This is a genomic window from Faecalicatena sp. (assembly GCF_058819085.1).
This window is the reverse complement of record NZ_JBZUUL010000015.1, coordinates 78,539-92,836: the sequence shown is the minus strand read 5'-3', so window position 1 is coordinate 92,836 and position 14,298 is coordinate 78,539. Positions and strand designations below refer to the sequence as shown.

General features: G+C 48.2%; 13 protein-coding genes. All 13 read left to right on the top strand.

What is annotated here, in order from left to right; genetic code table 11:
* On the top strand, window positions 1-351 hold the full coding sequence (locus tag AC4OGX_RS07795; protein WP_493329599.1) for an L-rhamnose mutarotase: 351 nt from the start codon (window positions 1-3) through the stop codon (window positions 349-351).
* A gap of 75 nt (window positions 352-426) precedes the next feature.
* The gene (locus AC4OGX_RS07790) at window positions 427-816 is read left to right on the top strand and encodes a sensory rhodopsin transducer (RefSeq protein WP_493329598.1); all 390 of its coding nucleotides are present in this window, start codon (window positions 427-429) and stop codon (window positions 814-816) included.
* A gap of 25 nt (window positions 817-841) precedes the next feature.
* Window positions 842-2,020: a M24 family metallopeptidase gene (locus tag AC4OGX_RS07785; RefSeq protein WP_493329597.1), complete on the top strand. Its 1,179-nt coding sequence runs from the start codon at window positions 842-844 to the stop codon at window positions 2,018-2,020.
* A gap of 72 nt (window positions 2,021-2,092) precedes the next feature.
* Entirely contained in the window at window positions 2,093-2,830 is a 738-nt protein-coding gene (locus AC4OGX_RS07780; RefSeq protein WP_493329595.1) for a creatininase family protein, read from the top strand.
* Between the two features lie 57 nt (window positions 2,831-2,887).
* The gene (locus AC4OGX_RS07775; protein ID WP_493329594.1) at window positions 2,888-3,478 is read left to right on the top strand and encodes a sugar O-acetyltransferase; all 591 of its coding nucleotides are present in this window, start codon (window positions 2,888-2,890) and stop codon (window positions 3,476-3,478) included.
* A 153-nt stretch (window positions 3,479-3,631) separates the two neighbouring features.
* On the top strand, window positions 3,632-4,207 hold the full coding sequence (locus AC4OGX_RS07770; protein WP_493329593.1) for a glycerol-3-phosphate responsive antiterminator: 576 nt from the start codon (window positions 3,632-3,634) through the stop codon (window positions 4,205-4,207).
* Between the two features lie 60 nt (window positions 4,208-4,267).
* Window positions 4,268-5,764 carry a glycerol kinase GlpK gene (gene glpK, locus AC4OGX_RS07765; protein ID WP_493329592.1) on the top strand — a complete coding sequence of 499 codons (1,497 nt, stop codon included), beginning with the start codon at window positions 4,268-4,270 and terminating at the stop codon, window positions 5,762-5,764.
* A gap of 14 nt (window positions 5,765-5,778) precedes the next feature.
* Complete coding sequence (locus tag AC4OGX_RS07760; RefSeq protein ID WP_493329591.1) at window positions 5,779-6,270, top strand: L-2-amino-thiazoline-4-carboxylic acid hydrolase; 492 nt, start codon at window positions 5,779-5,781, stop codon at window positions 6,268-6,270.
* A gap of 331 nt (window positions 6,271-6,601) precedes the next feature.
* Complete coding sequence (locus tag AC4OGX_RS07755; protein WP_493329589.1) at window positions 6,602-7,795, top strand: ATP-binding protein; 1,194 nt, start codon at window positions 6,602-6,604, stop codon at window positions 7,793-7,795.
* A gap of 191 nt (window positions 7,796-7,986) precedes the next feature.
* Complete coding sequence (locus tag AC4OGX_RS07750; protein ID WP_493329588.1) at window positions 7,987-9,432, top strand: NAD(P)/FAD-dependent oxidoreductase; 1,446 nt, start codon at window positions 7,987-7,989, stop codon at window positions 9,430-9,432.
* A 73-nt stretch (window positions 9,433-9,505) separates the two neighbouring features.
* Entirely contained in the window at window positions 9,506-10,813 is a 1,308-nt protein-coding gene (locus AC4OGX_RS07745) for an NAD(P)/FAD-dependent oxidoreductase (protein ID WP_493329587.1), read from the top strand.
* A gap of 4 nt (window positions 10,814-10,817) precedes the next feature.
* The gene (locus AC4OGX_RS07740; protein ID WP_493329586.1) at window positions 10,818-11,186 is read left to right on the top strand and encodes a DUF1667 domain-containing protein; all 369 of its coding nucleotides are present in this window, start codon (window positions 10,818-10,820) and stop codon (window positions 11,184-11,186) included.
* A gap of 181 nt (window positions 11,187-11,367) precedes the next feature.
* Complete coding sequence (locus AC4OGX_RS07735; RefSeq protein ID WP_493329584.1) at window positions 11,368-14,295, top strand: insulinase family protein; 2,928 nt, start codon at window positions 11,368-11,370, stop codon at window positions 14,293-14,295.
* Window positions 14,296-14,298 lie beyond the last annotated feature (3 nt).

The following is a 14,298-nucleotide window of genomic DNA, read 5'->3' as shown; positions in this document are numbered from 1 at the left end:
ATGCCAAGGCAGATCATAGGCCAGATTGGGAAACTAAAGGCCGGAAAAACAGAGGAATATGTAAGGCTTCATGCCCGGGTATGGGATGAGGTGCTGGATATGATAGAAGCATGTAATATCAGAAACTATTCGATCTTTCTGAAAGGCGGATACGTCTTTTCCTATTATGAATATGTGGGAGACGATTATGCTGCGGATATGAGGAAAATGGAGGAGGATCCTGCTACGAAAAGGTGGTGGGAGCATACGCATCCATGCTTTGAATGCTATGCGCTCGACTCTGAGAGTGAATTTTGTGCAGATATGAAGCAGATCTTTTATTTTAACCCCGGCAGGGAAACAGAGAAGTAAATTAAGAATATCCAAGCAGATTTTGGAAAAGAGGAAAGACGTAGAAAGGCAGATGAAGTAAAGGAGGAAAAAAGATTGGCATATGGAAACAGGGTATGGATCTTTCCGGATGCTGAGTTACCGCCGGAAGGCGTGAACAGTATTCCCGGACATGAATCCATCATTATTACAAACACGGGTAAGGAAGATGCCCATGTCAGGATCACACTGCTTTATACAGACAGAGATCCTGTATCGGACCTGGTTATCACGGTCAAAGCGCAGCGTGTACGCTGTCTGCGCACCAACGAAGAAAAGGACTTTGGAGAGTATACAGCGGTCATGGGCGAACAGTATGCGGTCATGCTGGAGAGTGACGTTCCGGTGGTTGCGCAGTACGGAAGAGCAGAACCGAGGGCAGTTGCATTTTATACAACACCCGGATACGGATGTCCGGGGGAGCAGCGACATCAAATAAGACAATAAAAATATAGAGTTGGAGGAAACTGATATGACAGAAAATGGAAGAGTGTACATTCCTGATTATGAGTACAAAGAAAGAGTAGCAAGAGCAGCAAAAATATTACAGAGAGAGGGACTGGATGCCCTGATCGTGAATTCCAATGAATCAGATTATGCAAATGCAAGATATTTTTCCGGGTTCTGGCCGCTGTTTGAGCGCGCCGGCGTTGTGATCGCACCGAATGGAGATGCTGCGCTGCTTGCAGGACCTGAGAGCAGCCAGTTTGCTGCAGACAGATCCAGACTGGATAAAGTATTTGTTTTAAAGGAGTATCGAGAAGGTGCGGACCCGGCCTATCCGGAATTAAAGGCCGATACTTATCAGGATGTATTCAAAGCCCTGGGAATCAGCGGCAGAAAGCTTCGGATCGGTGTGGCAAGTTATCTGGATACTTCTGTCATTATTATGGAAGGAATCAAAACCGCATTTCCGGAGGCAGAGATCGTACGTGCAGATCACATTATGGTAGAACTGCGTTCCATCAAATCCGTGAATGAGATCAACTGCCTAAGGGAAGGCTACCGGATCGCAGAGCTGGCAACGCAGCAGGTAATAAAGGAGATTCAGCCGGGAATGACAGAGCTTCAGATGGTGGGAGTTGCAGAGAGGGTTGTCTACGAACATGGTGCGGAGTATGAAGGACTTCCGATGTATGTCTTCTCAGAGGCATCCACCAGACATGCGATCTCCAGGTCTTCCTACCGAAAATTCCAGAAGGGGGATATTGTACAGCTGAATCTGTCTGCGAAGATCGACGGATACTCTGCGGCCATCGGCTATCCGATCGTGCTTGGCAAACTGGAGGGAAGACGCCGGGATGTCGTAATGTTTGGATTAGAGGCGCACAAGTGGACACAGAAGCAGGTGAAGGCAGGGGTACAGGCATCCGATATCGCCAGGAATTTTTACCAGTATTATGTGGACAATGGATATCAGAACAACTTCGTCTATGGCCCGCTGCATGGCACAGGAATGATCGAAGTGGAGGCTCCGTGGGTAGAAACGACTTCGGATTATGCTCTGAAACCGAACATGACCTATCAGATCGATACCTTCATATCAACCGATACATTTGGCGTGCGCTGGGAGAAAGGGATCGCAGTCACAGAGGATGGCTGCGAGGTACTTTCACCGGAGATCGGAAAGTTATATGAGCTGGAGTTTTAATCTCATCAGGGAGACATCGAAGCCGAGTTAGAATTTCCGCTTCGATGATATCAGATAAAGGGGGATCACAGTATGCAGATGGTAGATATGTTTTACAGGGAACTGGATGATGCGAAAAAAAGAAAGGTGCCGTTTATCATTCCCATCGGGACGATCGAGTACCATGCACTCCATGCGAGCTGCGGAACAGACACGATGGTAATCAATGGGATCATGCGGGAGCTGGAAAAGAAGAAAGAGATCGTAGTATGTCCTCCGATCTGGTACGGTGTTGCGAGCTATGCCGTGGCGGGGCCGGAAAGCGGCACGATCCATGTTGATGTGGATGTATATGAGCAGTATATCTACTGCATCTTGAAGTCGATGATCTATGGAGGGAACAAGAATATCTATTGTGTCGCTCATCATCAGACAGAGGAGGCCGGGCTGATGCCGATGACGCTTGCGTGCCATAAGGCGGCGAAGAAGGTCATCATGGAGTACATGGAAGATACGCGTGGCAAAGGCTGGTGGGGAAGCAATGATTATGCAGATTATTATGAAAATCTTGGTTCCGGGGACGATCCGTTTTCTTATATCAAGGTGATCCCGCTGATCAGTGCAGAGGCGCAGCATAAATGCGGTGGATTCGACCATGCAGGAAAGTTCGAGTCCAGCCTGATGTATGCACTCTACCCGGATCATGTGGATCTAAAGAGGACGAAAGAGAATACCGAGTGGTTTGCGCAAAGTGCGAAGGAGACGAGCATGGAACTGGGCAGACACATGGTGCAGTGCACGCTGGAGGCACTGGAAGAGATCATTCAATAGGAACAAGTGAGGAGACAGGCAGAGAAGACGCAATAGGAACGGGAGAGGAAGCATGTTATGACAGAAGAAGAGAAAGCACTTTCGGGAATGCTGTACTATGCGAAGGAAGAAAGCCTGCAGAAAGAGCGGGAGAGGAGCCAGGAGCTGAGTTTTGAATATAACAGTCTGCGTCCTTCGCAGACAAAAGAGCGGGAAGAGATGATCCGCAGAGAGATGAAAAAGACGGGAGAGCATTTTCGGATCGAGGAGCCTTTCCATTGTGATTTCTGGGGAAGAGTGACCTTAGGAGAAAACTTTTTCGCAAATTATAACTTTACGATCCTGGCAGGAAATGAGGTGACCTTCGGAGACAACGTGATGATCGGGCCGAACTGCGGGATCTATGCGGCAGGGCACGCCTGCGACAAAGAGAGAAGGGCGGCCGGGCTGGAATATGCTCTTCCGGTCCGGATCGGTGATGATGTCTGGATCGGCGGACATGTGTCCATTGTATCAGGAGTCACCATCGGGGAGGGCAGCATCATAGGCGCGGGGAGTGTTGTGATCCGCGATATTCCGGCAAATGTGGTGGCATGTGGAAATCCCTGCAGGGTCATCCGGGAAATCTCGCCGGAGGATGACAGGAAATATCTTGGCGGGGTGCTGTAAGAATATGATTTAACATATGGAAGAAACGCATGGGATAAGACTTGGGGGAACCTCAGGTCTTATCTTTTGTGTTTTATAGTCTTTGATTGCTTTTATACCGAATAGAATTTATAATGGATTACATAGGATCAACTAAGAAAAAGAAGAGGTGACATGGTGAATCAGTTTTATGACATCGTAGAAGGCAGCCCGATGATCGCGGCCGTGAAGGATAGGGAGGGACTGAAAAAGAGCTGTGACGCAGAAGAGATCCAGGTGGTATTCGTATTGTTCGGAGATATCTGTACGATCGGCGGCATTGTTAAGGAGATCAAGTCTGCCGGAAAGACTGCGATGGTGCACATCGACCTGATCACAGGCTTAAGCACCAGGGAGATCACGGTGGACTTTATCAGGGAAAATACACAGGCAGACGGGATCATCACGACGAAGCTGCCCCTTGTACATCGGGCAAAAGAGCTGTCCATGTATACGGTGCTGCGTTTTTTTGTGATCGATTCCATGGCACTCAAAAGTATTGAAAGCCTGGAGAAGCAAAAAGGCTTAAAGCCTGATTTTATCGAGGTGCTTCCCGGGGTGATGCCTAAGGTCTTAAGGAAGATCTGCACACTCAGCCGGATCCCGGTCATTGCAGGAGGGCTGATCGCGGATAAGGAGGATGTGCTGGGGGCACTGGATGCAGGAGCGGTAGCTGTATCGACAACCAATCAGGAGGTCTGGATGCTCTGATCAGATGAGTAATCTAAGCAGTAGTAAAACGAAAGATAGAAAAAGGGAGGCTTTAAGCTTATGGCAAAGTATGTAATGGCGCTGGATTCGGGGACGACCAGCAACAGGTGTATCCTGTTTAATGAAAAGGGCGAGATGTGCAGTATGGCACAGAAGGAATTCACCCAGTATTTCCCAAAGCCGGGCTGGGTAGAGCACAACGCGGAGGAGATCTGGTCCAGCCAGCTTGAGGTGGCACAGCAGGCGATGGCGAATATCAATGCTACGGCAGCCGATATTGCTGCGATCGGGATCACGAACCAGAGAGAGACGACCATCGTCTGGGATAAGGAATCCGGGGAGCCTGTTTACCACGCCATTGTCTGGCAGTGCAGGAGGACCTCCGAGTACTGTGACAGCCTGAAAGCAAAGGGATTGACGGATCAGTTCAGGGAGAAGACAGGGCTTGTGATCGACGCCTATTTTTCCGGTACAAAGGTGAAATGGATCCTGGACAATGTGGAAGGGGCGAGGGAAAGAGCCGAGAGAGGGGAGCTTTTGTTTGGAACAGTGGAGACCTGGCTGATCTGGAAGCTGACCAAGGGCGCAGTCCACGTGACGGATTATTCCAATGCGTCCCGGACCATGCTGTTTAATATTAATACGCTCAAGTGGGATGAAGACATCTTAGCAGAGCTTGGGATTCCGGCGTCCATGCTACCGGAGGCGAGGCCTTCAAGCTGCGTATACGGCGAGGCAGATGCCGGATTTTTCGGGGCACCGATCCCCATCGCCGGGGCAGCAGGTGACCAGCAGGCAGCGCTGTTTGGGCAGACCTGTTTTCAAGAGGGAGAGGCCAAGAATACATACGGAACCGGATGCTTCCTATTAATGAACACAGGAGAGAAACCGGTATTTTCCAAAAACGGATTGGTGACGACGATCGCATGGGGGATGGACGGAAAGGTCAATTATGCTCTGGAAGGTTCTATTTTCGTTGCAGGCGCAGCGATCCAGTGGCTGCGGGATGAGATGCAGCTTGTGGACTCATCCCAGGTTTCGGAATATATGGCGCAAAAGGTGGAGGATACCAACGGATGTTATGTGGTTCCGGCATTTACCGGGCTTGGCGCTCCTCATTGGGATCAGTATGCCAGAGGTGCAATCGTGGGGCTGACCCGGGGCGTGAATAAGTACCATATCATCCGGGCTACGCTGGAATCTCTGGCTTATCAGGTCAATGACGTGCTTGCGGCTATGGAGGCGGATTCCGGGATCAGGCTTTCTGCCTTAAAGGTCGACGGCGGCGCCAGCGCAAATAATTTCCTGATGCAGACCCAGGCAAACCTAAGCAATGCACCGGTGAAGCGGCCGCAGTGTGTGGAGACTACGGCCATGGGCGCGGCTTACCTGGCGGGAATCGCAGTCGGATACTGGAAGAATAAGGAAGAGGTTCTATCCAACTGGGCGATCGACCGGGTGTTTGAGCCGGATATTGAGCCGGCGGTGCGTGAGAAGATGCTGCGGGGCTGGAACAAGGCTGTGAAGTATTCCTATGGATGGGCGAAGGAAGATTAGAGGGGGAGAATAAAATGAGCAGAGTGAAAAATGAACCAAAGATCAAGAATCCATTGATCACTGCCATTCGGGAACAGCTGGAGCATCGGGCTTTATGGCTGTATCTGTTGTGTGATGAGGCGGGAAAACGCGGTCTGAAATGGAAGGACTTTGGAAGTGCGGCCATCAAAAGATGTGGTCTGACCCAGGGGGCGGCGCTGGTCAAAAAAGGTGGAACCAAGGATTTTACCGGGCTTCGAAAAACACTGTTTACCAAGCCGGCACAGTGGGTATTCGAGATGAAGATCCGAAAGAGTACGCCAGAGGTTCTGGCAATTGACTTTCATTACTGTCCTCTGGTGAAGGCATGGCAGAAGGCGGGATGCACAGATGAAGAGATTGCAGAGCTGTGTGATATCGCCATGTGCGGAGATCATGGGATCGGTGAGGCCTACGGCGGAGAACTGAAGCTCTTAAAGAGCATTGCCAAGGGAGATGAGGTGTGCAGGCTGTATTATCGTAAATAGTTTGGAAATAAGATAAATTAGTGATTTAAAGGATAGAAGGTCGAAACGGTCAGTGTAAAAACTGCCGTTCCGGCCTTTCTGTGTTAATGATATGGAGCAAATCTCATCCGTGCAGAGGATGATTCGCCAGATTCCAAAATGCCAGGAGAATAAAAGATATCAAACATGGAAATAATATTAAAAATATTTAATTATAAGTAGATAAATGAGATTAATATTAAAAATATTTAATGCTATATAAATATAGATAATTAGAATTAAATATATTTAATTCTATTGAATCAAGAGAAAAGGCATGGTATTATAGAAGAAGCAGAAAGGAAGTGATCGTATGGTGAAGCGGGAGTTATATCTAAAGCAGATAAGACCATTCTATGAATCCGAGATGGTTAAAGTCATTACGGGAATCCGCCGATGCGGGAAGTCTACATTAATGCGGCAGATCATAGAAGAAGTAAAGCAGCAGGGGATTTCGGAGAATCAGATCATATACATCAATTTTGAAGATTATAAGTATAGAAAGTATTGTGAACCTGATGTGCTGTATGAGTTTGTAGAGGAGAAGATCAAGGACGATACAAAACATTATTTATTCTTTGACGAAATCCAGAATGTAACCGAATTTGAACTTGTGATAAATTCCTTTCGTGCAACACACAATGCAAGTATTTTTATTACCGGATCGAATTCGAAGCTGTTGTCAGGGGAATTGGCAACACATTTAAGCGGGAGGACAGTTTCATTCCGCATTATGCCATTTAATTTTAAAGAGTACTGCACGTTTCGAAGCGAAGAATCCGATCATGAGAAGCTGCTGACAGAATATATGATATGGGGTGGTTTCCCGCTCGTGTGTAAAGAGCAGGAGGAGAGAAGTAAGGAGATTATTTTATCGAATATATACGATTCTGTGGTACTCAAAGATATTATCATGAGGAACAAGATCGCTTCGCCTCATGCGCTTGACAGGGTATTGGATTATCTGGTGGGAAATACTTCTGTGACCGTATCCGGGAATAAAGTGGCGGAGGCGATTTCCGATGTGAATCAAAAAGTATCGGCACCGACTGTGTATGATTTTATAAAATATATAGAGGAAGCCTGCATTTGTGATAAGGTTTCACGATATGATATCAGAGGGAAAAAGCAGCTGGCATTTGAAGAAAAGATATATGTCTGCGATTTGGGATTTTTCCGGCTAAAAAAGAACCGGGTAAAGGATGAATACAATTACATTATAGAAACGATCTGTTATAATGAATTGATTGCAAGAGGTTACAAGGTGTATGTCGGGAAGACATATCGTGGAGAGGTCGATTTTATTGCGGAACGTGGATCGGAAAAGTGTTATATACAGGCAGCCTATTATCTGGCAGATGAACAGGTTGTTGAGCGCGAATTTGGAGCATACAGAGATATCCCTGATAATTACCCGAAATACGTGATTTCCATGGACAAAATACCGATGAGCCGTGACGGGATTATCCATAAGAATCTGATCGACTTCTTATTAGGAGAGCTTTAACCATTGTGTTATAAGAAAAATTTGAGGTTGTAATTTAAAAATTCAGGCGGTATAATAAAGGCAGAAGTTAACAGTGTATGCCTATGAGAACAGAGCCTGGCAGATGACATATCAGCAGATATGTTTATTTGTCGGGCTCTGTTTTTCTGTGTATTAGAAGTTGTTTTATAAGATTTTGGGAGGGTATGAACATGTATGATGTGATTATTATCGGCGCCGGCGTATCCGGCTGTGCAGCAGCGAGGGAATTGTCCAGATATAAGGTAAAGGCCTGTGTGCTTGAAAAAGCGGAGGATGTCTGCTGTGGCACCTCCAAGGCAAACAGCGGAATCGTCCATGCCGGATATGATGCAGAACCGGGATCTTTGATGGCCAGGATGAATGTCCTGGGAAATCATTTGATAGGAGAATTGGCAGAAGAATTGGATTTCCCATTCTCCAGAAGAGGCTCTCTGGTCATATGCAGGGAGAAGGAAGGACGCCGCTCACTGGAAATATTAAAGGAGCGGGGGGAAAAGAACGGTGTAGAGGGACTGGAGATTCTGGATCGGGAGCAGGTACTTAAGATGGAACCGAATGTGACGGATGAAGTGATCGCGGCTCTGTATGCACCGAGTGCCGGGATTGTGTGTCCTTTTGGACTGAATATCGCATTGGCTGAGAATGCCAATGAAAACGGGGTTGAATTTTATTTTGATACCGAGGTACAGAAGATCAGAAAGACGGAACAGGGATTCCTACTTGAGACTTCCGGGGAGAATTATGAGACCCGATATATAGTGAACGCGGCGGGAGTCTATGCAGACCGGTTTCACAACATGGTGAGTGAGAAGAAGCTTCATATTACTCCGAGAAAGGGCGAATATTATCTGCTTGATAAGAGCGCCGGGGCACATGTGTCACGAACGATTTTCGCTCTCCCGGGGAAACTGGGAAAAGGCGTCCTTGTGACTCCGACGGTGCATGGAAACCTACTGGCAGGGCCCACGGCAGCGGATATTGAAGATAAAGAGGGGACGAATACGACGGCCGATGGCATGTCTGCAATTGCCAAAAAGGCCGGACAGAATGTAAAGGGGCTTCCCCTTAGAAAGGTGATTACCAGCTTCGCAGGCCTGCGTGCTCATGAGGACGGACACGACTTTATCATAGAGGAGGTTTTCGATGCTCCTGGCTTCATCGACTGCGCGGGGATCGAGTCACCGGGACTTACGAGCGCTCCTGCGATCGGGGAGAGGATTGCGGCAATATTGAAAGAGAAAATGGGGTTAAAAGAGAATCCGAGTTTTTGTGGCAGGAGAAAGGGGATCCTGGATCCTTCTAAACTAACGATGGAGGAACGCAATGAGCTGATCCGAAAGAATCCGGCGTATGGAAATATTATCTGCCGCTGTGAGATGATCTCCGAAGGGGAGATCCTGGATGCCATCCACAGGCCGCTTGGAGCACGTTCCCTGGATGGGGTCAAACGCAGGACCAGAGCCGGGATGGGGCGGTGCCAGTCAGGATTCTGCTCTCCGCGGACCATGGAGATTCTCTCCCGTGAGCTTGGGGTAACGATGGAAGAACTGACCAAATCGGGCGGAAAGTCAAGGCTGATCCTCGGAACTAACAAAGATTCGTTGGTAAATAAATAGCTAACTATGTTTTTTCAGAGAAAATAGCTTTGATTGATAATATTGTTTTTATAGATAACAGGGAGGAAATAAAATGGAACAATATGAGATCGTAATCATCGGGGGCGGCCCGGCAGGACTGGCTGCGGCAGTGTCAGCGAGAAAAGCAGGAGCAAAGCGCATCCTGATTCTGGAGAGGGACAGAGAGCTGGGGGGAATTTTAAACCAGTGTATCCACAACGGATTTGGTTTACATACATTTAAAGAAGAGCTGACCGGGCCGGAATATGCGGCGCGTTTTATCCGGCAGGTTAAAGATCTGGAGATTGAATACCGTCTGAACACAATGGTCATGGATATCAGCAGAGAAAAGGTGATCACGGCCATGAACCGGGAGCGGGGAATGTACCAGATCCAGGCAGGGGCGGTGATCCTGGCGATGGGATGCAGGGAGAGGCCGAGAGGCGCGCTGAATATCCCGGGGTACCGTCCGGCGGGGATCTATTCCGCGGGAACGGCTCAGCGGCTGGTGAATATAGAAGGATATCTTCCGGGCAGGAAGGTCGTTATTTTAGGTTCCGGGGATATCGGGCTGATCATGGCCAGAAGAATGACGCTGGAAGGGGCAGAGGTGCAGGTGGTTGCGGAGCTGATGCCGTATTCGGGAGGCTTAAAGAGGAACATTGTACAATGTCTGGATGACTTTGGGATTCCGCTGAAACTGAGCCATACTGTCGTTGACATCCAGGGGAAAGAGCGGGTAGAAGGAATCACCCTGGCAGCAGTCGACGAAAAGGGGGTCCCCATTCCGGGAACTGAGGAGGAATATGAGTGTGATACCCTTCTTTTATCTGTGGGGCTGATCCCGGAAAATGAATTATCCACCCAGATCGGGGTTACGCTGAATCCGGTTACTTCGGGACCTGTTGTGGATGAAAGTCTTGAGACGGACATCGAGGGAGTATTTGCCTGCGGAAATGTACTGCACGTACATGATCTTGTGGATTTTGTGTCGGAGGAGGCTTCTGCTGCGGGGAAAAATGCGGCATACTATGTGGATAAGTCCCGGAGAAATGAGGAAAAAGAGGGAAAAACAGAATCCGGCCGGGAAGAAAAACGGCCACAGAGAGTGGTATCCCTGATTCCGTCCGGTGGTGTCCGTTATACGGTTCCGTCTCTGATCCACCCTTCGCGGATGCAGGAAGAACAGGTTGTGCGTTTCCGGGTAGGTAAGGTATACTATAATCATTATATCAGTGTATATTTGAATGGCGAGAGACTTCTGCACCGGAAGAGGCCTGTGATGGCACCGGGGGAGATGGAACAGATCCGGCTGAAAGAATCCTGGTTTGCAGGCGTGAGAGAGAACGCAGAGATGATCATTCAGATTGAGGAGGCATAAAAAGATGGAGAAGAAAGAACTGGTTTGTATCGGATGCCCCATGGGGTGTGTGATGCAGGTGGAGATGGAGGGAGAAGAGGTCATATCCGTGACCGGAAATACCTGTACCAAGGGGGAACGTTATGCGAGAAAGGAAGTGACGGATCCTACCAGGATCGTGACCACCACCGTGAAGGTGAAGAATGGTGTAGATGCCAGGGTACCCGTGAAAACGAGGGAAGATATCCCGAAAGGAAAGATCTTCGGCTGTATCAGGGCATTGAAAGGCGTGGAGATCGAGGCGCCGGTGAGAATCGGCGATGTCATTTTGGAAAATGCAGCAGGTACCGGCGTCGATGTGATCGCGACGAAGGATGTGGATGCTCAGCATTAGATCATATGGGAAAGTATTTTTTTAGAAGTTCAGTGCACATAAAGGGGGCGGGCCTGGGTGAAAAAATTTCATCCAAACAGCCCCCTTTTATTGTTCTGGCGAAGATGCTATAATAGGAGAATCGTAACTGTTCATGGTTCTGAACAGTTAAGGAGAATCGAATAAAAAAGAGAGGTGTACTATGAGTATTTTTGACTTGGATGCATACGAGCTGATGCAGCAGGAAGATCTATCTGATTTAAAATCGAAAGGATATCTTTTCAAACATAAAAAGAGCGGGGCCAGGGTCCTGCTGATGGAGAATGACGATGAAAATAAAGTATTTGCGATCGGATTTCGCACGCCGCCGTCTGACAGCACGGGAGTTCCCCATATCATGGAGCATTCCGTTTTGTGCGGCTCCAGGCAGTTCCCGGTAAAGGATCCGTTCGTAGAGCTGGTGAAGGGGTCTTTGAATATATTTTTAAATGCCATGACTTACCCGGATAAGACCCTGTATCCGGTTGCAAGCTGTAATGATAAGGATTTCCAGAATCTGATGCATGTCTACATGGATGCGGTGCTGTATCCGAACATCTATGAGCATGAGGAGATTTTCCGCCAGGAAGGCTGGAGCTATAAATTAGACGATGAAGACGCAAAGCTGGAATACAACGGTGTGGTTTACAACGAGATGAAAGGGGCATTTTCCTCGCCGGAGGGTGTGCTTGACCGTATGGTGTTAAACTCCCTGTTCCCGGATACTTCCTATGCCAATGAATCCGGAGGTGACCCGGAGGTGATCCCGGAACTGACCTATGAGCAGTTCCTTGATTTCCACAGGAAGTACTATCACCCTTCCAACAGTTATATTTATCTCTACGGTGATATGGACATGGAGGAAAAGCTGGACTGGCTGGACCGGGAGTATTTAAGCAGATTTGAGCAGATCGAGGTGGATTCGAAGATCCGTTACCAGGAGCCGTTTGATGCGGTGAGGGAGCTTACGATGGAGTATTCGATTTCCAGTGAAGAATCTGAAGAGGATAACACATATCTTTCCTATAATAAGGTGATCGGGAACAGCCTGGATGAGAAGCTGTACCTGGCTTTCCAGATCCTGGACTATGCGCTTTTATCCGCACCGGGCGCGCCGCTTAAGAAGGCGCTTGTGGACGCAGGAATCGGGAAGGACATTATGGGCTCCTACGACAATGGGATCCTGCAGCCGATTTTCTCTGTGATCGCTAAGAATGCCAATCTGGATCAGAAGGAAGACTTTATCCGGGTGATTGAAGAGACTCTGAGAGATCTGGTGGAGAACGGGATCAATAAGAAGGCTCTTGAGGCGGGAATCAATTATCATGAATTCCGCTTCCGCGAGGCGGATTTTGGAAATTATCCGAAGGGGCTGATGTATGGGCTTCAGTTATTTGACAGCTGGCTGTATGATGATGAGAAACCATTTATCCACATGCAGGCACTTCCTACCTTTGAATTTTTGAAAGAACAGGTAGGAACCGGATATTTCGAGGGTCTGATCCAGAAATACCTGCTGGATAATACCCATGGATCCATCGTGATTGTGAAGCCGGAAAAGGGCAGAACTGCCCGCATGGACAAGGAGCTGGAGGAAAAGCTGGCGAATTATAAAGCAGCTTTAAGCGATGAGGAAGTGAAGAAGCTGGCTGCAGATACAAAGGCACTGGCCGACTATCAGGAAGAGGAAGATTCTAAAGAGGATATGGAGAAGATCCCGGTCCTTAGCAGAGCAGATATTTCTAGAGAAATCGCTCCGATTTATAACGAAGAGAAAGAGGTAGACGGAACCAAAATGGTCTACCATGGCGTTGATACCAATGGCATCGGATATGTGACACTTTTGTTTGACCTGTCCGGCGTGCCCGAGGAAAAGCTGGCTTATGCGGGGATCCTGCAGGCGGTTCTCGGACTGATTGATACCACGAATTACGAATATGGTGAGCTGTTCAATGAGATCAATGTGCATACGGGAGGAATCGGAACGTCCCTGGAATTGTATGCGGATGTGACAAAGGCAAAGGAAAAAGAGTTCCGTGCCACATTTGAGATCAAAGGAAAGGCATTGTATCCGAAGATGGACGTGCTCTTTCACATGATGCGCGAAATCCTGATGGAGTCTAAGCTGGATGATGAGAAGCGTCTGAAAGAGATCCTGGCAATGCTCAAGTCCAGGCTGCAGATGAGCTTCCTCTCTTCCGGGCATACGACGGCTGCGCTGCGTGCGCTGTCCTATGATTCACCGCTTGCAAAGTTCAAGGATGACGTGGATGGAATCGGCTATTATCAGGTGGTAAAAGAGCTGGAAGAGCATTTTGAGGAGAAGAAGAAAGAATTGATTGCAAATCTGAAAGAACTCTCAGTAAAGCTTTTCAGGGCCGACAACATGATGGTAAGCTACACCGCATCCGAGGAAGGCTTAGAGCCGGCCTGTGAGCAGATCCGAAAGATCGCAAAGAGCCTGCATGAGGAGCCAAAGCCGGAGGAGACGCCGTGCATCATACACTGCAGGAAGAAAAATGAGGGATTCAAGACTTCTTCCAAGGTGCAGTATGTGGCGAGAGTCGGCAACTTTATCGACCGGGATGTGGATTACAACGGAGCCCTTCAGATCTTAAAGGTGATCTTAAGTTATGACTATCTCTGGCAGAATATCCGTGTCAAAGGCGGTGCGTATGGCTGTATGAGCAGCTTCAACAGACTCGGTGAGGGATATTTTATTTCCTACCGTGATCCGAATCTGGAGAAGACGATCGAAGTTTACGAAGGAATCGTGGATTATTTGAAGAACTTTACGGTGGATGAGCGTGATATGAACAAATATGTGATCGGTACGATCAGTAACATTGACCGTCCGATGACCCCGTCGGCAAAAGGCGACCGCTCCATGAATCTGTATATGAACCATGTATCGAAAGAGATGATTCAAAAGGAGAGGATGCAGATCCTTGAGGCGCACCAGGAGGACATCCGCAGGCTGGCAGAGGTGGTACAGGCGGTGCTGTCTGCAGACCAGCTCTGTGTCATCGGCGGAGAAGAGAAGATCGAGGAACAGAAGGAACTGTTCTTAGAAGTGAAGAACTTATTTTGAGAG